Genomic DNA, 20,714 nt, shown 5'->3' on the forward strand with positions numbered 1-20,714 from the left:
TCCAAGCGACGTGAAAACAGATTACTCGCCGCCTTTTGTTTTGGAGACGATTTCTTCAGCGATGTTCTTAGGAACTTCATCATAATGGGAGAGTTCCATGGAGAATACGCCGCGTCCTTGAGTACCGGAACGAAGAGTTGTAGAGTAACCGAACATTTCGGACAGAGGCACCTTAGCACGGATGATTTGAGCACCACCACGAGCGTCCATACCTTCGATCCGTCCACGACGGGAGTTCAGCATACCCATTACATCGCCCATGTATTCCTCAGGCACTGTAACTTCAACCTTCATGATTGGCTCCAGCAGGACAGGTTTACACTTGTCTTTAGCTGCTTTCAAAGCCATCGATCCAGCAATTTTAAACGCCATTTCATTGGAGTCAACGTCATGGTAAGATCCGTCCACGATTGTAGCCTTAACATCTACAAGTGGGAAGCCCGCGAGGACACCATTCTTCATCTGCTCTTCAATACCAGCAAGTGCAGGCTGAATGTATTCTCTTGGAACGGAACCACCGACTACTTTGCTCTCGAATTGGCTGCCAGTACCTGCTTCAAGAGGTTCGAACTCAACCCATACGTGACCGTATTGACCACGACCACCGGACTGACGAACGAATTTACCTTCTACGCGTGCAGGCTGACGGAATGTTTCGCGGTAAGCAACCTGTGGTTTACCCACGTTAGTTTCAACCTTGAACTCACGACGCATACGGTCGATGATGATATCAAGGTGAAGCTCACCCATACCTGCCAAGATCGTTTGACCTGTTTCTTCATCAGTATGAGCACGAAGAGTTGGATCCTCTTCAGTCAATTTACCGAGAGCAACACCCATTTTATCTTGGTCAGCTTTGGTTTTAGGTTCTACTGCGATTTCGATTACCGGATCAGGGAAGTTCATGGACTCCAGGATAACCGGATTCTTCTCATCACACAGTGTATCACCTGTGCCAGTATCTTTCAAACCTACAGCAGCTGCGATATCACCGGAGTAAACTTCGGAGATCTCTTGACGGCTGTTGGCATGCATCTGAAGGATACGGCCGATACGCTCACGTTTGCCTTTTGTAGCATTCAATACGTAAGAACCGGATTGCAAAATACCGGAGTATACGCGGAAGAATGTCAATTTACCAACGTAAGGATCTGTCATGATTTTAAATGCAAGCGCCGAGAACGGCTCTTCGTCGGAAGAGTGACGCTCTACTTCAGTACCGTCTTCCAGGTGACCCTGAATGCTTGGTACGTCAATTGGAGCTGGCAGGTAATCGATAACTGCGTCCAGCATCAGCTGAACACCTTTGTTGCGGTAGGAAGATCCACAGATAACTGGGAAGATCTTAACTTCTACTACACCTTTACGGAGAGCGCCTTTGATTTCTTCAATCGTCAGCTCTTCACCTTCAAGGTATTTCATAGTCAATTCTTCATCAAGTTCTGCTACTTTCTCTACCAGTTCCATGCGGAGCTCTTCGACTTTGTCTTGATACTCTGCAGGGATTGGAGCTTCCTCGATATTTTGGCCCAGGTCATCTTTGTACATATATGCCTTTTGCTCAACAATATCGATGATACCGATGAAATCATTCTCTGCGCCGATTGGCAGTTGAATTGCAACAGCGTTTGCCTGAAGGCGGTCACGCATGTCAGCAACAACGTTCAAGAAGTCGGCACCGATGATATCCATTTTGTTTACATATGCGATACGAGGTACGCCGTAACGGTCAGCCTGTCTCCATACGGTTTCGGACTGAGGCTCTACGCCTTCTTTCGCACTGAAAACACCAACTGCTCCGTCCAATACACGCAGGGAACGTTCAACTTCTACAGTGAAGTCAACGTGCCCTGGGGTATCAATGATATTAACGCGATGACCCTTCCAAGCGGCTGTAGTCGCAGCGGATGTAATTGTAATACCGCGCTCCTGCTCTTGTTCCATCCAGTCCATTGTCGCAGCGCCTTCGTGAACTTCACCGATTTTGTGCGTACGGCCTGTGTAGAACAAGATCCGTTCAGTAGTAGTCGTTTTACCGGCGTCAATATGAGCCATGATCCCGATATTACGTGTATTTTTCAAGGAGAACTCTCTTGCCATGGAATGGGTCTCCCTTCAAAAATGAAGTTATTTTTATGAGCTGAATCCTACCAACGGTAGTGAGCAAACGCTTTGTTCGCTTCAGCCATTTTATGTGTGTCTTCACGTTTCTTAACGGAAGCGCCTGTGTTGTTGGAAGCATCAATGATTTCAGCCGCCAAACGCTCTTCCATTGTCTTCTCTCCGCGGTTGCGGGAGTAGTTAACGAGCCAACGAAGTCCCAAAGAAGTACGTCTCTCTGGCTTAACCTCGATTGGTACTTGGTAGTTGGCACCGCCTACACGGCGAGCTTTAACTTCCAGGACTGGCATGATATTCTTGATTGCTGCTTCAAACACTTCCATTGGGTCGTTGCCTGTACGCTCTTGAATCAATTTGAATGCATTGTACAAGATGCTTTGAGCAACACCGCGTTTTCCGTCGAGCATGATGCGGTTGATCAAACGGGTAACCAACTTGCTGTTGTACACCGGATCTGGCAACACGTCTCTCTTGGTAACTGGACCTTTGCGTGGCATGGATATCCCCCTTTCTCACATGTTGTCTGAAGATAAGCTGCGATTAAAGTTGAATCATCTTCAGATGGCTATCGCCTTAGTATTATTAAGCTTTTTTAGCTTTTGGACGTTTCGCACCGTATTTGGAACGAGCTTGCATACGGTTGTTAACACCTGCTGTATCCAGTGCGCCGCGAACGATATGGTAACGTACACCCGGAAGGTCTTTTACCCGTCCACCGCGAATCAATACAACACTGTGCTCTTGCAAGTTATGTCCGATACCCGGAATGTAAGCAGTAACCTCGATACGGTTAGTCAAACGTACACGGGCATATTTACGAAGTGCGGAGTTCGGTTTCTTAGGCGTCATTGTACCTACACGAGTGCAGACACCACGTTTTTGCGGGGCACTCAGATCTGTAGCTTCACGCTTCAAGGCGTTAAAACCTTTTTGCAGAGCTGGCGATTTCGATTTCTCGATTTTAGCACGACGACCTTTACGAACGAGCTGGTTGATAGTTGGCATGTGATTGCCACCCCCTTCCTCAGTTTTTACTGTTTCTTTACAAACCGCTTTTTAAGCCCACAGACCCAGGCGGTTCATAAAAAGACAAATGAAAAGTTTTTGCCGGTGAGATTCCAAGCTCTCTGACAAAAACGCCTCTTACCTTATTGTTTTACGATAGCAGCCATAGCCGCACCCACTTCAATCCCGCATGCTTTGCCGAGATTTTTCATCGTATCCACCAAGGTAACCTTGGTATTATGTTTATCACACAAGGTGATGATTTTGGAAGTGAGCCGAGGATCTGCATCTTCTGCTACATAAACTTCTGCAGCGAAGCCCAATTCAACCATCCTCATGGTTTGCTTGGTACCGATCTTGACATGAGCATCCTGAAGTCCTTGTTCATTAGACATATCTCATTCCTCCGAAAAGACCTGATAACTACAGGGCACTCAAGCACCTTTGCTATATTATCATTACGGACCAATCAATGTCAAGAGATTTGCCTAAGAAAAATATCAAAGCACGGACGGATCGGATTCGGGGCATCCCTGCCCCTTCTCCGGCCCGCACTTTGTTATCTTCATTCAACACAAGCTCAGGTTAGTTTCTCTATTACTCTGCAGGAATTGTTTCGAGTTCCTCTGTGAGTCCCTCTTCACTATCGGAAGCCAGCTTCACACTGCGGTAACGGTTCATACCTGTACCTGCAGGGATCAGCTTACCGATGATAACATTCTCTTTCAGGCCAAGCAGCTGATCGACTTTACCTTTGATCGCTGCATCAGTCAGGACACGAGTTGTCTCCTGGAAGGATGCGGCAGACAGGAAGGAGTCAGTCTCCAGAGACGCCTTCGTAATACCCAGCAGCACCGGTTTGGCAACCGCAGGTTCATTACCGCTGAGAATAGCACCTTTGTTAGCTGCTTCATATTCATAAACATCTACAAAGGAGCCTGGCAGAAGCGCTGTATCTCCGGCATCGATAATGCGGATTTTACGCAGCATCTGACGGATCATAACCTCTACGTGCTTATCATTGATTTCTACGCCCTGGTTACGGTAAACGCGCTGAACTTCCTGAAGGATATAGTTCTGCACGCCGCGAACACCTTTGATGCGCAGCATTTCTTTAGGGTCAATGGAACCGTCAGTCATCTCGTCACCCGCTTCAATAGCCATGCCTTCGCTTACGCGCAGACGGGAGCCATAGGTAACGGAGTAAACTTTAGTCTCCGCTTCACCTTGAACTTCAATTTCACGACGATCCTTGCCTTCGCGAATCTCTTTAACCACACCATCGATCTCACTGATTGTAGCTTGACCTTTAGGGTTACGGGCTTCGAAGAGCTCCTGGATACGCGGAAGACCTTGTGTGATGTCGTCACCCGCAACGCCCCCGGTATGGAACGTACGCATGGTGAGCTGGGTTCCTGGTTCCCCGATGGACTGTGCGGCAATGATACCAACTGCTTCACCAATCTCAACGAATTTACCAGTTGCCAGGTTGCGGCCATAACATTTCTTACATACGCCATGGCTTGTGCGGCAGCTGAGTACAGAGCGAATCTGCAGTTTCTGCACGCCGGCAGCTACGATCGCCTCCGCTTTATCAGAGTCAATCAGCTCGTTACGGCGAGCCAGCACTTCATTCGTCTCTGGATGACGGACAGTCTCGAAGCAGTAACGACCTTCAATACGGTCATACAGATCCTCGATAACTTCCTTACCATCCTGGATACGGCTAACGATAAAGCCTTTATCTGTACCGCAATCATCCTCACGGACGATAACATCCTGCGCAACGTCTACGAGACGGCGAGTCAGGTAGCCGGAGTCAGCTGTACGCAATGCGGTATCGGCCAGACCTTTACGCGCACCGTGCGTCGAGATGAAGTACTCGAGTACTGTCAGACCTTCACGGAAGTTCGATTTGATAGGGAGTTCAATGATACGACCTGATGGGTTGGCCATCAGACCGCGCATACCGCCCAGCTGGGTGATCTGCGATTTGTTACCCCGTGCCTTGGAGTCCACCATCATCATAATCGAGTTATAACGATCCATGGATTTCAGAAGGATCTCTGTCAAATCGTCTTTCGTTTTGGACCAAATATCGATGATACGGTCATAACGTTCTTCGTTCGTAATCAGACCACGGCGGTACTGGTTCGTAACGACTTGAGCCTTCTCATCAGATGCAGCTAGAATATGCTTTTTCTCCTCAGGTACGACAACGTCAGCAACCGCAACAGTTACACCCGCTTTAGTGGAGTAGGTGAAACCAAGCTGCTTGATATCATCGAGGATGACAGCTGTTTTGGTTGTATGGTAAATCTCAAAGCAGCGGGCAATGATGTTACCGAGGTAATCCTTACCTACGCCGCCCGCCTGAGGAGCGTTCATAATAGCCTCTCTCAGGTCCGCACCTTTCTCGTACACGAAGGAATGCTCTGGCGTACCTTGGAACAGATTCGCACGAGTTGCATCGTTAATGTATGGGAAGCTGGCTGGGAAGATTTCGTTGAAAATAATTTTACCGATCGTTGTGATCAGCATGGCACCCTGCTGCTTCTCCGTAAAGCTGGTTTTACCCAATGCTTTAACCGGAATCGCTACACGTGCATGAAGACCTGCAGAACCACGCTGATACGCAGATACCGCTTCGTTCACGTTACGCAGAATCATACCGGTTCCTTTTTCCTCTTTGTTATCCATAGTGAGGTAGTAGGAACCCAAGACCATATCCTGGGAAGGTGTAACAACCGGCTTGCCGTCTTTCGGGTTCAAAATGTTACCGGATGCCAGCATCAGCAAACGTGCTTCAGCTTGCGCTTCAGCAGACAAAGGTACGTGAACAGCCATTTGGTCGCCGTCGAAGTCGGCATTATATGCCGTACATACGAGCGGGTGAAGACGGATCGCACGGCCTTCAACCAGAATAGGCTCAAATGCCTGGATACCGAGACGGTGAAGTGTAGGGGCACGGTTCAGCAGAACTGGATGCTCCTTAATTACTTCTTCCAGCACATCCCATACTTCTGGGCTTACACGTTCAACTTTGCGTTTCGCACTCTTGATGTTATGGGCCAATCCTTTATTCACAAGCTCTTTCATAACGAAAGGCTTGAAGAGCTCCAATGCCATCTCTTTCGGAAGACCACACTGGTACATTTTCAGGTAAGGACCTACGACGATAACGGAACGACCGGAGTAGTCAACCCGTTTACCGAGCAAGTTCTGACGGAAACGGCCTTGCTTACCCTTCAGCATATGGCTGAGGGATTTCAAAGGACGGTTACCAGGACCGGTTACAGGGCGTCCGCGACGTCCGTTGTCGATCAGGGCATCTACAGCTTCCTGCAGCATCCGTTTCTCGTTCTGTACGATAATATCCGGTGCACCCAGATCAAGCAGGCGCTTCAGACGATTGTTGCGGTTGATTACACGGCGATACAGGTCATTCAGGTCGGAAGTCGCGAAACGCCCACCGTCCAGCTGTACCATTGGACGCAGTTCCGGCGGGATGACAGGAAGTACATCCATAACCATCCAGTCCGGTTTGTTGCCGGAATTACGGAAGGCCTCAATAACCTCAAGGCGTTTGATCGCACGGTTGCGACGCTGTCCTTGAGCTGTACGGAGCTCTTCTTTCAGGAATTCCAGCTCTTTATCAATATCGAGATCCTGGAGCAGTTTCTTAACCGCTTCAGCACCCATGCCTGCCTGGAAACCGTAACCGTATTTCTCACGGTAGCTGCGATATTCCTTCTCGGACAGAAGCTGCTTTTTCTCCAGCGGCGTTTCGCCTGGATCTGTTACGACATAAGATGCAAAGTAGATAATCTCCTCCAGAGATCTAGGAGACATATCCAGGGCGAGACCCATACGGCTTGGAATGCCTTTGAAATACCAAATGTGAGATACAGGTGCAGCCAGCTCAATGTGGCCCATGCGCTCACGACGTACTTTGGCGCGTGTTACTTCAACGCCGCAGCGGTCGCAGACAACGCCTTTGTAACGCACACGTTTGTATTTACCGCAATGACATTCCCAGTCTTTCGTTGGTCCAAAAATCTTCTCGCAAAATAGTCCTTCTTTTTCCGGTTTAAGCGTACGATAGTTAATCGTCTCCGGTTTTTTGACTTCTCCGCGGGACCAAGAACGAATTTTTTCAGGGGAAGCAAGCCCGATTTTCATATATTCGAAGTTGTTAACGTCCAACAAGGAGCAACCCTCCTTAACCCAGTCCTAAATTCTAGGGTTCCAGCCGGCACAGTGACCGGCGGAATCCTGAAGAAAACAAATCTCTCAAGGATGACCGCAGCGCGTAATCCAGCGGATCAGCACTGCGGTCATGACAGTTGGCCTTACTCTACGCCGACTTCCTCGCCTTCCAGATTCAGGCTCAGCTTATCGCCAGTCGTATCGTCTTCATCATCCAGTTCTTTCATTTCAATCTCCTGCTCGTCTTCGCTCAAGATCTTGACATCCATACCCAAGCTTTGCAGCTCTTTGATCAATACCTTAAACGATTCAGGAACGCCCGGTTCCGGAACGTTTTCGCCTTTGACAATGGATTCGTACGTTTTCACACGTCCTACCACGTCATCGGACTTGACGGTCAGAATTTCTTGCAGTGTATAAGCGGCGCCGTAAGCTTCCAGCGCCCACACTTCCATCTCACCGAAACGCTGTCCGCCGAACTGAGCTTTACCACCCAGGGGCTGCTGCGTTACGAGAGAGTAAGGTCCTGTGGAACGGGCATGGATTTTATCGTCAACCATGTGCGCCAGTTTGATCATGTGCATGACACCGACAGTAACTTCACGCTCAAAGCGTTCCCCTGTACGTCCGTCATAAAGCACAGTCTTACCATTGCGCTGCATGCCTGCTTCTTCCATCGTGTCAAACACATCATACTCGTTCGCTCCGTCAAATACCGGCGTAGCCACATGGATACCCAGGCGCATAGCCGCCATACCCAAGTGAACTTCCAGCACCTGACCGATGTTCATCCGGGAAGGTACGCCCAGCGGGTTCAGTACGACCTGTACAGGTGTACCGTCCGGCAGGAATGGCATATCTTCTTCAGGCAGGATCCGTGCTACGACACCCTTGTTACCGTGACGTCCGGCCATTTTATCACCCTCGGAAATTTTACGCTTCTGGGCAATATAGGCACGTACGAGCTGGTTAACACCTGGTGGCAGTTCGTCGCCATTCTCGCGTGTGAACACCTTAACGTCCACGACAATACCGTCGGTACCATGCGGTACACGCAGGGAAGTATCACGAACCTCACGGGCCTTCTCACCAAAGATGGCATGCAGCAGTCTTTCTTCTGCTGTCAATTCGGTAACACCTTTTGGTGTTACTTTACCAACCAGAATATCGCCTGCAGCGATCTCAGCACCGATACGGATGATACCGCGCTCGTCGAGGTTGCGAAGGGCCTCTTCGCCCACGTTCGGGATGTCGCGGGTAATTTCTTCAGGTCCCAGCTTCGTATCACGAGCTTCGGACTCATATTCTTCAATGTGAATGGAGGTGTAAACGTCCTCTTTCACCATTTTCTCACTCAACAGGATCGCATCCTCGTAGTTGTAACCTTCCCAAGTCATGAAGGCAACGACTACGTTACGTCCCAGGGCCAGTTCGCCCATCTCTGTGGAAGGTCCATCAGCAAGGATGTCACCCTTCTTCACGAATTCGCCAATCTTGACGATTGGACGCTGGTTAATGCATGTGCCTTGGTTCGAACGCATAAATTTGTGTAATTTATACTTAACGATGTCACCTTTAACTTCCTGTCCGTCCACCATCTCCACACGACGCAGCCAAATCTCGTTAGCTGTAGAACGTTCAATAATTCCGTCATGTTTGGATACAATACATACACCAGAGTCTTTGGCAGCCTTATGTTCCATGCCTGTACCTACCAGCGGAGCTTTCGGAATCAGAAGCGGAACGGCCTGACGCTGCATGTTGGAACCCATGAGTGCGCGGTTGGAGTCGTCATTCTCGAGGAACGGGATCAACGCTGTCGCAACGGACACAACCTGTTTAGGCGATACATCCATGTAGTCAACACGGTTACTTGGCATCGGAAGGATGTTGTCGGATTGTTTGTTATAACGAACGATAACCGTCTCATCCTGGAACGTACCCTCTTCTGTCAAAATCGCGTTGGCCTGTGCAATGATATAGTTATCCTCTTCATCTGCCGTCATGTAATCAATATGTTCGGTTACACGGCCTGTTTTCGGATCAACCCGACGGTAAGGCGCCTCAATAAACCCATATTCATTAATGCGCGCAAACGTAGACAAGGAGTTAATCAGACCGATGTTCGGACCTTCCGGCGTCTCGATTGGACACATACGACCGTAGTGACTCGGATGGACGTCACGCACTTCCATGCCCGCGCGTTCACGTGTCAGACCACCAGGTCCGAGAGCGGACAGACGGCGTTTGTGCGTCAGTTCAGCAAGCGGGTTCGTCTGGTCCATAAACTGGGACAGCTGCGAACTGCCGAAGAACTCTTTAATAGATGCAATCACAGGACGGATATTGATCAGTGCCTGCGGCGTAATAACATTCGCATCCTGAATGGACATTCTCTCACGAACTACACGCTCCATACGGGACAACCCGATACGGAACTGATTCTGCAGCAATTCGCCGACCGAACGCAGACGACGGTTACCCAGATGGTCAATATCATCTGTGCTTCCGATGCCATGCAGCAGGTTCAGGAAATAACTGATGGATGAGATAATATCTGCCGGTGTTACATTCTTGACGGTTTTATCAATATTGCCGTTGGCAATCAGCTTGACTACTTTTCCATCCTCAATCGGAGAGAAGACGTCAATGGTTTGCAAAGGAATATCAACAGAATCCATCACACCATTGGCAACATGATAAGTTTTGTGACCTACTGACTCTTCCAGCTGCGGCAGAATTTCGTCGAGAATACGACGGTCAATCATCTGACCTGCTTCTGCAATAATCTCACCGGTTGCTGTATCGATCAGCGTCTCAGCCAATCGCTGGTTGAACAAACGGTTTTTGATGTGCAGCTTTTTGTTGATTTTGTAGCGGCCTACATTCGCCAGATCATAACGTTTTGGATCAAAGAAGCGTGCAACGAGCAGACTCTTCGCGTTATCCAGCGTTGGCGGCTCGCCTGGACGAAGACGTTCGTAAATCTCGATCAAGGCTTTCTCGGTAGAATCCGTATTGTCCTTGTCGAGTGTATTGCGAATATATTCGTCGTTCCCAAGCAGATCCAGAATTTCCGCATCTGTGCCGAAACCCAGTGCTCTCAGCAGCACGGTCACCGGAATTTTACGGGTGCGGTCGATACGTACATAAACGATATCCTTCGCATCCATTTCCAGTTCCAGCCATGCGCCGCGGTTAGGAATCACGGTAGCTGCGTAGGTGGTTTTAGCATTCTTATCTATTTTTGTATTGAAATAGACGCTAGGAGAGCGAACCAACTGGCTGACAATTACCCGTTCCGCACCGTTAATGATAAACGTACCGGTTTCTGTCATCAGCGGGAAATCTCCCATGAATACTTCCTGCTCTTTGACTTCGCCAGTTTCTTTGTTGATGAGACGGACTTTGACCCGAAGAGGCGCTGCATACGTCACGTCACGCTCTTTTGCGTCGTCAACCGTATACTTCGGCTCACCCAGACTGTAGTCGATAAATTCCAAAACAAGGTTACCCGTAAAATCTTGAATCGGCGAAATATCCTGGAACATTTCACGCAATCCTTCCTCCAAAAACCAATCGTAGGATTTTTGTTGGATTTCGATCAGGTTCGGAACTTCGAGTACCTCGTTAATTCGTGCATAACTGCGCCGAGTGCGTCGACCATATTGAACAAGATGTCCTGCCAACTTAAACTCACCCCTCATGTCTACTCACTTAAAAATTCATTGCGAACCTCTGTTTGTCACCTTATAATGGATTCATACAGAGCCTTACTTTCCACAAATAAAGAAAAGCCCTTACTCGAATATCTTCGAAAAAAGAGCGACATTATATGTGGACATTCCTGCGACTTACCCCTCTTCATGTATGATTCGCCCAAAATGTACATATTATACGTAACAAGACGGATTTTTATACCCTGATGACATATAACTCATTGACATTTCAGCATACTAAAGCTACGAAGGGCATCTTAATACTGACATTTTATAATAATACCACGTTGTCGCTTTCACGTCAATAGTCCTATTGATTTTTTTTTCAAAGCTTTCAATATCCGGTAACCTTTATCCTTGGTCACTTCTTCAACCTCACCGAACAGCTCCTCCAGCTTTGCCTGCGCAGATGGTGCTCCCTGCTTCTTTTGGATCACAACCCAGAGGCTCCCGCCTTCGTTTAATTGCTCAAAGGACTTCTCAAAAATAGCATGTACTGTTGATTTGCCTGCACGAATCGGCGGGTTGGTCAGGATCACATCAAAGCTCTGCCCTTCAATCTCCTGAAACAGGTCACTTTGCAGAATAGTAACATTTGATATAGCGTTCCGCTCAGCATTCTCCTTCGCAAGCTCTACTGCTCGTCCGTTGATATCAATCATGGTTACATGGCCGCCAGGGACCATTCGGGCGGCTGTCAGTCCGATCGGTCCGTATCCGCAGCCCACATCCAGCACCGCAGCCGCCGGTGGCAGCTCCATCGCCTCAATCAGCACTTTACTGCCATAATCCACGCCATTCTTCGAGAACACACCCGCATCACTCGTTAAGCGCAGCTTTTGTCCGCGAAGTGTTACTTCCAAGGCATGACGGTCATGGGCCGTATCCGGCTGTCTGGAATAATAATGATTAGGCATACGCTGCCTCCCGTTCCCAATCGTTTTTTTACCCATTGTAAACCTTCTGAATCCTTTTCATACCAAAAAGGTCTGATTACAACAACAAACCCCTTGAAAAGTTCAAGGGGTTTGTTGTTTTGTTTCTGTGCAAAAGAAAAGCTTATTACTTCACTTCTACAGTAGCGCCTGCTTCTTCCAATTTAGCTTTAACGGATTCAGCTTCTTCTTTGGAAACTTTTTCTTTCAGTGGTTTTGGAGCGTTGTCTACCAGGTCTTTAGCTTCTTTCAGACCCAGACCAGTGATTTCGCGAACAGCTTTGATTACGTTGATTTTGGACGCACCAGCGTTAGCCAGGATTACGTCAAATTCGGATTGCTCAGCTTCAGCAGCGCCGCCAGCAGCACCGCCCATAACTGCAACTGGAGCAGCTGCTGTTACGCCGAATTCTTCTTCGATTGCTTTCACGAGATCGTTCAGTTCCAATACTGTCATACCTTTAATTGCTTCCAAGATTTGCTCTTTGCTCATGGTTGAACCTCCATTTATATAATTAGTTTGGTTGTAAAACAAGGGTGAAGCCTGTAAAGCATTATGCTATTAAGCGCTTTGCTCTTCCTTCTCGGAAACGGCTTTGACTGCCAGTGCGAAGTTGCGCACAGGAGCTTGAAGCACGCTGAGGAGCATGGAAAGGAGACCTTCGCGGGATGGCAGTTCTGCCAGCGCTTTAACTTCGTCGACGCCAACAACGCGGCCTTCAACGACGCCACCTTTCAGTTTCAACGCATCATTCTTTTTGGAGAAGTCGTTGAGGATTTTAGCTGGAGCTACAGCATCGTCCGTACTGAATGCGATCGCAGTAGGACCTGTCAGAACTTCGTCCAACTCAGTCAGCTCTGCAGTAGCAGTCGCACGGCGAAGCAATGTATTCTTCAGCACTTGGAACTCGATACCAGCTTCACGGAGCTGCTTACGCAGTTCAGTTACTTGGGCAACGGTCAGACCGCGGTAGTCAACAACAACAGTCGTTGCGCTATCGCGCAGCTTTGCAGTTACTGCTTCTACGGCTTCTTGTTTTGCTTGGATTACTTTTGCATTTGCCAAACTGTACACCTCCTAATAGATTTGCTTACCCGGAGAGCTTGCAACCGGATATTTTCCCGTATGGGCATGTAAAAAGCCTCCGTAGAATCACGAAGGCCTGAATGAATCATCGCGGATCAACATCTGATCAATCCGCGCTTACTTCTATCACAACACCTCGGTAGGAAATTAAGCTCTGCAGCACCTACTGTCTACGGTAAGCATATTCAAATTTAGCGGTTCGTCCAAAGACTCACAACTGTTTCATCATAACAAGAATGATTGAACATGTCAATCAATAATATTATCTGAAGCTAGCTGCGTTCACGCGAGCGCTAGGACCCATAGTCGAAGAGATTGCGACATTCTTCAGGTAAACACCTTTAGCAGCCGCAGGCTTCGCACGGTTCAACGCGTCGATAAGTGCTTTAAGGTTCTCGTTCAACTGTTCAGCACTGAAAGATGCTTTGCCGATAGGCGCGTGAATTTGTCCTGCACGATCCAGACGGTACTCGATTTTACCAGCTTTAATTTCTTGAACAGCTTTGGATACATCGAAAGTGACCGTGCCGGCTTTAGGGTTAGGCATGAGGCCTTTACCACCGAGCAGACGACCCAATTTACCAACTTCACTCATCATGTCCGGTGTCGCTACGCAGACGTCGAACTCGAACCAGCCTTGTTGGATTTTGTTGATCATGTCCTGATCGCCAACATAATCCGCGCCAGCCGCTTCCGCTTCTTTCGCTTTGTCACCTTTTGCAAATACCAATACGCGTTGTGTTTTACCTGTGCCATGTGGCAAGACAACGACACCGCGCACGGCTTGGTCTTGTTTACGTGGGTCTACGCCCAAACGAACTGCTACTTCAACGGTTTCGTCAAATTTGGCAGTCGCGCCTTTTTTCACCAGTTCAACGGCTTCAGAAGGCTCGTAAGTTGCTTCGCTGTCAATCAGCTTAGCAGCTTCCAGGTATTTCTTACCGTGTTTAGCCATGATTGTATTCCTCCTTTGTGGTGTTAGCGGATATTCCTCCCACACAAATCGGACGTGCCGATTCTACAAAGCAATCCATGAAGGATTAGTCTTCGATGGTGATACCCATGCTGCGAGCAGTACCTTCGACCATACGCATTGCAGCTTCAACAGATGCAGCGTTAAGGTCTGGCATTTTTTGCTCAGCGATTTGACGAACGGATTCGCGCTTCACAGTTGCAACTTTCTTCTTGTTCGGCTCACCGGAACCTTTTTCGACTTTAGCAGCTACTTTCAGCAGCACTGCAGCCGGAGGAGTTTTAGTGATGAACGTGAAGGAACGGTCTTCAAATACCGTAATTTCAACTGGAATGATCAGGCCTGCTTGATCAGCAGTACGAGCATTGAATTCCTTACAGAATGCCATGATGTTGACACCCGCTTGACCCAAAGCCGGACCTACTGGAGGCGCTGGATTCGCTTTGCCTGCAGGGATCTGCAGTTTTACCATTTTAATTACCTTTTTTGCCATGGATGACACCTCCTTGACTTCATAGTGGTAGACGGATCAAAGGATCCTCCCACAAGAAACTTGAAGAAAATCTATATCTTCTCCACTTGAGTATAATCCAACTCAAGCGGTGTTTCCCGTCCAAACATGTTGACGTGAACTTTAAGCTTGCTTTTCTCAGCCAAAATTTCTTCCACGGAGCCCACAAAATTCGCAAATGGACCAACCTTAATCCTTACGGATTCCTTGATATCGAATTCAATCTTCGGCTTCGGTTCAACCATGCCCATATGCTTCAGAATCTGTTCAACTTCTTCCGGAAGCAATGCGGTCGGTTTGGAACCCGAACCCGTCGACCCGACAAAACCGGTAACTCCCGGCGTATTGCGGACAACGTACCAAGAATCGTCGGTCTGGATCATTTCAACCAAGACATAACCTGGGTAAACTTTACGCATGATGGTCTTTTTCTTACCATCCTTGTTCACCAGCTCTTCTTCCATAGGAACAAGAACGCGGAAAATCTTGTCTTCCATGCCCATGGACTCAACGCGCTTTTCCAAATTGGCTTTGACTTTATTCTCATACCCTGAATAGGTATGAACAACGTACCATCTTTTTTCCATATCAAGCCACCTGGGACCCTTCTTAAATAATCGCTTCGATCACAGCGGAAATACCGATGTCGAGAACCCAAAAGTAAATGGTGACAAATGCAATCGTGCCAATAACAATCAGCGTATAATTTGTCAGTTCTTTGCGATTGGGCCAGCGAACTTTTTTAAGTTCTGCCCAGCTTTCAGAGAAAAAGGAAAACAGAGACTTGAAACTACGTTTCACGCCGACTACACCTCCAAAAAACTATCTGGTTTCGCGATGAGAAGTCTGCTCGTTACAAAACTTGCAAAATTTCTTCATCTCCATGCGGTCGGGGTGATTACGCTTGTTCTTGGTAGTCGTGTAATTTCTTTGCTTACAAGTCGTACAAGCCAAAGTAATGATTACCCGCATGATCTGCACCTCCCGAAGACATCCTTCTAATCAGAAGTCTCTAAATTGATCCTAAAAAAAATCGCGAATTTAGGCCTACCTAAAACACTTTATCACAAGGGTATAGCACTGTCAACGGAAGAATAGAGGTAAATTATTGGCTGTCAAGTCGGCGTTACGCAAGCTGTCTCTGAAATCTTTTATGCTGAAAACCATTCTCTTTAATCAAAGCGCATACTTCATAGTATGATTCATTTTTCTCTCGTATAAACCCTGGCCTTCCGGCCGACAAAAAAAAGACTCATAATCGAGCCTTTTCCTTCACCAACATGCGACTGTTCAATTATCTCTGACTTCAAGATACTTTTCAAGTTTTCGCTTCACCCGCTGTAATGCGTTGTCGATCGACTTCACATGGCGGCTGAGATCAACCGAAATCTCCTGGTAGGAACGACCATCCAAATAAAGCATGAGTACTTTGCGTTCGAGATCACTCAGAATCTCAGACATCTTGTCTTCCAGGCCAACAAACTCTTCCTGGTTAATAATGAGTTCCTCAGGATCACTCACCTGTGAACCGCAAATAACGTCAAGCAATGTACGGTCTGAATCCTCATCGTAAATGGGCTTATCCAGTGATACATAGGAATTCAGGGGAATATGCTTCTGGCGTGTGGCCGTCTTGATCGCCGTTATAATCTGCCTGGTAATGCACAATTCGGCAAATGCCTTAAACGACGACAGCTTATCTCCCTTGAAGTCGCGAATCGATTTGTATAAACCGATCATGCCTTCCTGAATAATATCCTCACGATCTGCACCGATTAAAAAATACGACCTGGCCTTAGCGCGCACAAAGTTGCGGTATTTGTTAATCAAATACTCCAGCGCTTCGCTGTCGCCTTCATGGACCGCTCTGACAATGTCTTCATCATTTCTATAATCATACTCTGACAACATGATATCCTTGAGGTCGACACTCACTAACAATCCCTCCGGCTGCAACGCAAGGTAACCACTTACAATGTTAAAATATAGGACAAGTATAAAGGATGGTACCTGACACCGTCAACCACAAAGGCCCCAAAACAGAAGACGAATAACATTTTTGGCAACTCCTGCATTCAGGACACTGCCTTAATCGACATATAACGGTAAATTCCTCCTGCATCCGCTAACCTCTGCGCCAACGCTCAAACAGCTTGCGCATCTCGGGCGACAGCTTATGATCGAGTGTATTGCGATTCGAACGCTGCTGATCGCTTTCAATCCGCTGCTGCACTTCCTTCTCGCTCTGCTCCAGTTCAATCAGCAGTTCACGGGCGGAGATCCGGAGCGCCCCCTGGCCGAAGATCACGTGCTGCTCCACCATATCGCTGGTAGCCACGTAGATCTGCCGCCTTCGCCGGCTGAGCTCTCGCACCAGCCGCTCAATGCATTCATCCGCGGTTTCCTTTTCCTTCGTGAAATAAACTTCCACCTTGCTCTCGGCAAAGGATTTGCCCAGTCCAGGCACCAGGTATGCATCAAAAACACAGATGACCTTGCGCCCGGAAAAGGCCTGATAATCCGCCAGACGCGCCAACAGCCGGTTGCGCGCCTCATCGAGTCCTATATCTGCCAGGGAGGACAGCTCCGGCCAGGCTCCGATCATATTGTAACCGTCCACAAGAAGTACATCCCGTGAATCAGCCATATCGTTATCCCTGCGCTTGGCGTCCGCGAAGCACTTCGTACATGACGACTCCGGCAGCAACCGATGCATTCAGCGAGTTAATCTGCCCCGCCATGGGCAGCTTGACGAGCACATCACATTTTTCACGGATCAGGCGCCCCATGCCTTTATTCTCATTACCGATCACGATAGCTACCGGTCCTGTAAACACCTTGTTGCCGAATACCGCTTCTTCCGCCCGGACGTCCGTACCGACAACCCACACTCCCGCTTCCTTGAGCTGATCGATGGTTTGTCCCAAGTTGTTCACCCGCGCAACAGGTACGTATTCTACAGCGCCCGCCGACGTCTTGGATACGGTAGCTGTAACTGCAGCCGAACGCCGCTTCGGCACTACAATCCCATGAGCTCCTGTGCAGTCAGCCGTACGCAGAATGGAGCCCAGGTTATGCGGGTCTTCAATCTCGTCCAGCAGAATGAGGAAAGGATCCTCCCCTTTGGTACGCGCTGCTTCAAGCAGATCCTCCACCTCGGCATAGTCATAAGGAGCTGCCTGAGCAACCACGCCCTGGTGCTGGATACCCGGCACCATTTGATCCAGCTTACGCTTGTCCACATTTTGAATGATAATGCCTGCTTTACGGGCTTCCGCAATGATCGGCTGTGTGAGATGCTTCTGGGCATTCTCGGCAATCCAGATCTTGTTGATCGTTCGGCCTGACCGGAGCGCTTCCGTAACGGAATGCTTGCCGGCAATCAAATCTTCTTCCATGCTAGTTATCCTCCTGCAGACCTCCGGTTACATCAGTATGCCGGATATCTGTTCAATGTTGTTCAAATTATCGTTCAGGAGCCGCTGTTACCGCCTGCCTGCTGCTCCATATGTTCAATACCCGATGTGATCAATTCCTGTATCCGTTCCAATTTATTCTCGCAATAGAGATAACCGATCAGCGCCTCAAGCGCTGTTGCATGCCGGTATTCCAGCACATTCGCATTCTTCGGTACACTCCCCGATTTGGCATTACGCCCCTGCTTGACAACCTCCTGTTCCTGTTCGGTCAGACCAGGCTCCAGATAAGACAGCAGCTGGCTCTGGGCCTTGGCCGACACGAAGCTCGTCGCCCGGCGATGCAGGTGGTTGGGCCGCAGATTGGGGCGGGACAGCAGATACTGCCGCACAGCCACCTCATAGACCGCATCGCCGATATAAGCCAATGCGATCGGGGGCATCAGGTGAGCCGGCCGTGCCGGCGGGTAGGGAAACCAGCCCGCCCCGCTCATTTACGGCGCCAGCGCATCCCCTGCGCCGTATCTTCCAGAAGAATCCCTTTCGCTGCAAGCAGATCACGGATTTCGTCCGCCCGGGCCCAGTTCTTCGCCTGGCGAGCTTCTGCACGTTCTACAATCAGAGCCTCGACTTCTTCATCCAGCAGTTCCTCATTGTTGTCCGCATAGAGACGCAGAACCCCGTTCATCCCGTTGAAGGTATCCAGCAGCGCCTGCAGGTCAGCCGTATGAATGACATCACGCTGCAGCTGCAGATTGGCTTCATTGACCCATTCGAACATCGCAGTGATGGCATCCGGTGTGTTAAAGTCATCATCCATTTTGTCATGGAACTGGCCTGTCAGTGCATCCAGCTTCTGCTGCAGCTCCGGCGTTACCGTACCGTCCCCTTCCAGCGCAGCTGCCAGACGATGCTTGACGTTCGTCACAGCATTCGCAATCCGCTCGATGCTCTTCTCAGCCTGTGCCATCGTATCGGCATTAAAGTTCAGCGGGTTGCGGTAATGCGTAGAGAGCATGAAGTACCGGATCGCTTCCCGTTTATACTGCTCACGCAGATCTTTAACCGTAATACCGTTGCCGAGAGATTTGGACATTTTCTCATTATTGATATTGATATACCCGTTGTGCATCCAGTAGCGAGACAGCGGCTTGCCGGTTAACGCTTCAGATTGGGCGCATTCGCATTCATGGTGCGGGAACTGAAGATCCTGGCCGCCGCCGTGAATGTCCAGTGTGTCCCCTAGGTACTCGCGTGCCATAGCCGAGCATTCAATATGCCAGCCCGGACGGCCTTCACCCCATGGACTGCTCCAGGAGATTTCGCCCGGCTTGGCGGCCTTCCAGAGCACAAAATCCTCCGGATGCTCCTTGCGTTCATCCACACCGATCCGGATTCCAAACTGCAGCTCCTGCAAATTTTGCTTGGACAGCTTGCCGTAATCCTTGAATTTGTGGGTGCGGTAGAAGACATCCCCGCCGTTCTCGTAGGCATACCCCTTGTCTTCAAGCTCCTTGATGAAAGCAATAATAAGATCCATGCTCTCGGTGACGCGCGGGTTACGTGTGGCCAGCGGAATACCAAGACCCTTAATATCCTCGTAATAGGCATCGACAAACCGGTCTGCCACTTCAGGTACAGTGACGCCCAGCTGCTCAGCCTTGCGGATTAATTTGTCATCCACATCTGTAAAGTTCACCACGTAATCCACATCGTACCCTATGTGCTCCAGGTAACTGCGGACAATATCAAAAAAGATCGCCGGTCTTGCGTTACCAATGTGAATGTAATCATATACGGTCGGGCCGCAGACATACATTTTAACTTTGCCCGGTTCCAGCGGGATGAAATTTTCGCGTTCCCGCGACATCGTATTATAGATTTGAAGTGCCATCTTGCACGTTCCTTTCGTACTGTCTTATTTATGATTCCACGGCCTGCCCTCAGCCGCATTATTCACGAGAAGCCGTTTCTTTCTCCAGCGTCAGCTGCCGAACTTCCTCACGGAGGCGTTTGATCTCCTCCTGTAATATACACATATGCTCATACACAGGATCCGGCATCTGATGACTTAACCGGTCCGGTCGTTTACCATTCTGTCTAACTATAGTGCCGGGAATACCTACCACCGTGCTGTTCGGCGGCACCTCTTTAAGTACAACAGAATTCGACCCGATACTTGAGAGGTCCCCCACCTTGAAGGAACCGAGTATTTTCGCACCGGAGCCAATTACAACCTGGTTGCCGATGGTCGGGTGGCGCTTTCCTTTCTCTTTACCCGTTCCTCCCAGAGTGACACCCTGATAGATAACGACATCATCGCCAATCTCACAGGTCTCACCGATAACGACGCCCATACCATGGTCAATGAACAGCCGTCTTCCGATGGTGGCGCCAGGATGAATCTCAATCCCGGTCATAAAACGGCTGAATTGGGATATAATCCGGGCCAATGTAAACCAGTGGTGCCGGTATAGGAAATGGCCCATCCGGTGGAACCAAATGGCATGCAGTCCCGAATAAGTGAAAATGACTTCAAAGCGGCTGCGGGCCGCTGGATCATTGTCAAAAACGGCCTGAATGTCTGATCTGATATTTTTAAACATACCGTTCCCCTCTTTGCCCTAGGCGATAACGTTGTTGGCTGACGTCCTTATCAATATGCGCATACTAAAAGATCAAAAAAACGCCTCCGCAGCTCGCGCTGCAGAGACGTTTCACCGTGGTTCCACTCTGCT

At 48.9% G+C, this 20,714-nt stretch carries 20 protein-coding genes and 1 other annotated feature; all 20 genes read right to left on the bottom strand.

All coding sequences use genetic code 11. The features are described from left to right. Positions 1 to 21: 21 nt before the first annotated feature. On the bottom strand, positions 22 to 2,100 hold the full coding sequence (gene fusA, locus Q5741_RS18355; protein ID WP_305025575.1) for an elongation factor G: 2,079 nt from the start codon (positions 2,098 to 2,100) through the stop codon (positions 22 to 24). 47 nt (positions 2,101 to 2,147) lie between these two features. Beyond that, on the bottom strand, positions 2,148 to 2,618 hold the full coding sequence (gene rpsG, locus Q5741_RS18360) for a 30S ribosomal protein S7 (RefSeq protein ID WP_007432586.1): 471 nt from the start codon (positions 2,616 to 2,618) through the stop codon (positions 2,148 to 2,150). An 85-nt stretch (positions 2,619 to 2,703) separates the two neighbouring features. Then, positions 2,704 to 3,126, bottom strand: a complete 423-nt coding sequence (gene rpsL / locus Q5741_RS18365; protein ID WP_305025576.1) for a 30S ribosomal protein S12 — start codon at positions 3,124 to 3,126, stop codon at positions 2,704 to 2,706. A gap of 143 nt (positions 3,127 to 3,269) precedes the next feature. After that, positions 3,270 to 3,521, bottom strand: a complete 252-nt coding sequence (locus tag Q5741_RS18370) for a ribosomal L7Ae/L30e/S12e/Gadd45 family protein (protein ID WP_305025577.1) — start codon at positions 3,519 to 3,521, stop codon at positions 3,270 to 3,272. Positions 3,522 to 3,723: 202 nt separating this feature from the next. Beyond that, positions 3,724 to 7,335 (bottom strand): DNA-directed RNA polymerase subunit beta', encoded by a 3,612-nt coding sequence (gene rpoC / locus Q5741_RS18375; protein WP_305025578.1) that lies wholly within the window; start codon positions 7,333 to 7,335, stop codon positions 3,724 to 3,726. A gap of 143 nt (positions 7,336 to 7,478) precedes the next feature. Beyond that, a complete protein-coding gene (gene rpoB / locus Q5741_RS18380) occupies positions 7,479 to 11,024 on the bottom strand; it encodes a DNA-directed RNA polymerase subunit beta (protein WP_305025579.1) in 3,546 nt (1,181 codons plus the stop codon). A 326-nt stretch (positions 11,025 to 11,350) separates the two neighbouring features. After that, positions 11,351 to 11,971, bottom strand: a complete 621-nt coding sequence (locus Q5741_RS18385; RefSeq protein WP_305025580.1) for a class I SAM-dependent methyltransferase — start codon at positions 11,969 to 11,971, stop codon at positions 11,351 to 11,353. Positions 11,972 to 12,116: 145 nt separating this feature from the next. After that, positions 12,117 to 12,482, bottom strand: coding sequence for a 50S ribosomal protein L7/L12 (gene rplL / locus Q5741_RS18390; RefSeq protein ID WP_305025581.1), 366 nt, complete (start codon positions 12,480 to 12,482; stop codon positions 12,117 to 12,119). Positions 12,483 to 12,551: 69 nt separating this feature from the next. Next, on the bottom strand, positions 12,552 to 13,055 hold the full coding sequence (gene rplJ / locus Q5741_RS18395) for a 50S ribosomal protein L10 (RefSeq protein WP_305025582.1): 504 nt from the start codon (positions 13,053 to 13,055) through the stop codon (positions 12,552 to 12,554). A gap of 60 nt (positions 13,056 to 13,115) precedes the next feature. Further along, positions 13,116 to 13,270: a sequence feature (ribosomal protein L10 leader region), on the bottom strand. 68 nt (positions 13,271 to 13,338) lie between these two features. Continuing rightward, positions 13,339 to 14,031, bottom strand: coding sequence for a 50S ribosomal protein L1 (rplA, locus tag Q5741_RS18400; RefSeq protein WP_305025583.1), 693 nt, complete (start codon positions 14,029 to 14,031; stop codon positions 13,339 to 13,341). 85 nt (positions 14,032 to 14,116) lie between these two features. Further along, positions 14,117 to 14,542, bottom strand: a complete 426-nt coding sequence (rplK, locus tag Q5741_RS18405; protein WP_305025584.1) for a 50S ribosomal protein L11 — start codon at positions 14,540 to 14,542, stop codon at positions 14,117 to 14,119. Positions 14,543 to 14,613: 71 nt separating this feature from the next. Continuing rightward, on the bottom strand, positions 14,614 to 15,147 hold the full coding sequence (nusG, locus tag Q5741_RS18410; protein WP_305025585.1) for a transcription termination/antitermination protein NusG: 534 nt from the start codon (positions 15,145 to 15,147) through the stop codon (positions 14,614 to 14,616). Positions 15,148 to 15,169: 22 nt separating this feature from the next. After that, the gene (secE, locus tag Q5741_RS18415) at positions 15,170 to 15,361 is read right to left on the bottom strand and encodes a preprotein translocase subunit SecE (RefSeq protein WP_013312170.1); all 192 of its coding nucleotides are present in this window, start codon (positions 15,359 to 15,361) and stop codon (positions 15,170 to 15,172) included. 21 nt (positions 15,362 to 15,382) lie between these two features. Then, entirely contained in the window at positions 15,383 to 15,532 is a 150-nt protein-coding gene (gene rpmG / locus Q5741_RS18420) for a 50S ribosomal protein L33 (RefSeq protein ID WP_081752062.1), read from the bottom strand. A gap of 318 nt (positions 15,533 to 15,850) precedes the next feature. Then, the gene (gene sigH, locus Q5741_RS18425) at positions 15,851 to 16,495 is read right to left on the bottom strand and encodes an RNA polymerase sporulation sigma factor SigH (RefSeq protein ID WP_305025586.1); all 645 of its coding nucleotides are present in this window, start codon (positions 16,493 to 16,495) and stop codon (positions 15,851 to 15,853) included. A 190-nt stretch (positions 16,496 to 16,685) separates the two neighbouring features. Beyond that, entirely contained in the window at positions 16,686 to 17,207 is a 522-nt protein-coding gene (locus Q5741_RS18430) for an NYN domain-containing protein (RefSeq protein WP_305025588.1), read from the bottom strand. A 4-nt stretch (positions 17,208 to 17,211) separates the two neighbouring features. Next, positions 17,212 to 17,958, bottom strand: a complete 747-nt coding sequence (rlmB, locus tag Q5741_RS18435) for a 23S rRNA (guanosine(2251)-2'-O)-methyltransferase RlmB (protein ID WP_305025589.1) — start codon at positions 17,956 to 17,958, stop codon at positions 17,212 to 17,214. A 74-nt stretch (positions 17,959 to 18,032) separates the two neighbouring features. Next, positions 18,033 to 18,470: a Mini-ribonuclease 3 gene (locus tag Q5741_RS18440; protein ID WP_305025590.1), complete on the bottom strand. Its 438-nt coding sequence runs from the start codon at positions 18,468 to 18,470 to the stop codon at positions 18,033 to 18,035. Then, positions 18,467 to 19,870 carry a cysteine--tRNA ligase gene (gene cysS, locus Q5741_RS18445; protein WP_305025591.1) on the bottom strand — a complete coding sequence of 468 codons (1,404 nt, stop codon included), beginning with the start codon at positions 19,868 to 19,870 and terminating at the stop codon, positions 18,467 to 18,469. The genes Q5741_RS18440 and cysS overlap by 4 nt, the downstream gene beginning before the upstream one ends. 58 nt (positions 19,871 to 19,928) lie before the next feature. Beyond that, a complete protein-coding gene (gene cysE / locus Q5741_RS18450; RefSeq protein ID WP_305025592.1) occupies positions 19,929 to 20,582 on the bottom strand; it encodes a serine O-acetyltransferase in 654 nt (217 codons plus the stop codon). Positions 20,583 to 20,714: the final 132 nt, after the last annotated feature.

Origin of the sequence: Paenibacillus lacisoli, assembly GCF_030580655.1 — a bacterium.
In the GTDB taxonomy this organism is placed as follows: Bacteria; Bacillota; Bacilli; order Paenibacillales; family Paenibacillaceae; genus Paenibacillus; species Paenibacillus lacisoli.

Bases quoted from the DNA above. Each gene is read 5' to 3' on its own strand.
- fusA (WP_305025575.1), bottom strand. From the start codon at position 2,100: ATGGCAAGAGAGTTCTCCTTGAAAAATACACGTAATATCGGGATCATG.
- rpsG (WP_007432586.1), bottom strand. From the start codon at position 2,618: ATGCCACGCAAAGGTCCAGTTACCAAGAGAGACGTGTTGCCAGATCCG.
- rpsL (WP_305025576.1), bottom strand. From the start codon at position 3,126: ATGCCAACTATCAACCAGCTCGTTCGTAAAGGTCGTCGTGCTAAAATC.
- Q5741_RS18370 (WP_305025577.1), bottom strand. From the start codon at position 3,521: ATGTCTAATGAACAAGGACTTCAGGATGCTCATGTCAAGATCGGTACC.
- Q5741_RS18385 (WP_305025580.1), bottom strand. From the start codon at position 11,971: ATGCCTAATCATTATTATTCCAGACAGCCGGATACGGCCCATGACCGT.
- rplL (WP_305025581.1), bottom strand. From the start codon at position 12,482: ATGAGCAAAGAGCAAATCTTGGAAGCAATTAAAGGTATGACAGTATTG.
- rplA (WP_305025583.1), bottom strand. From the start codon at position 14,031: ATGGCTAAACACGGTAAGAAATACCTGGAAGCTGCTAAGCTGATTGAC.
- rplK (WP_305025584.1), bottom strand. From the start codon at position 14,542: ATGGCAAAAAAGGTAATTAAAATGGTAAAACTGCAGATCCCTGCAGGC.
- nusG (WP_305025585.1), bottom strand. From the start codon at position 15,147: ATGGAAAAAAGATGGTACGTTGTTCATACCTATTCAGGGTATGAGAAT.
- rpmG (WP_081752062.1), bottom strand. From the start codon at position 15,532: ATGCGGGTAATCATTACTTTGGCTTGTACGACTTGTAAGCAAAGAAAT.
- Q5741_RS18430 (WP_305025588.1), bottom strand. From the start codon at position 17,207: ATGGCTGATTCACGGGATGTACTTCTTGTGGACGGTTACAATATGATC.
- rlmB (WP_305025589.1), bottom strand. From the start codon at position 17,958: ATGGAAGAAGATTTGATTGCCGGCAAGCATTCCGTTACGGAAGCGCTC.
- Q5741_RS18440 (WP_305025590.1), bottom strand. From the start codon at position 18,470: ATGAGCGGGGCGGGCTGGTTTCCCTACCCGCCGGCACGGCCGGCTCAC.
- cysS (WP_305025591.1), bottom strand. From the start codon at position 19,870: ATGGCACTTCAAATCTATAATACGATGTCGCGGGAACGCGAAAATTTC.
- cysE (WP_305025592.1), bottom strand. From the start codon at position 20,582: ATGTTTAAAAATATCAGATCAGACATTCAGGCCGTTTTTGACAATGAT.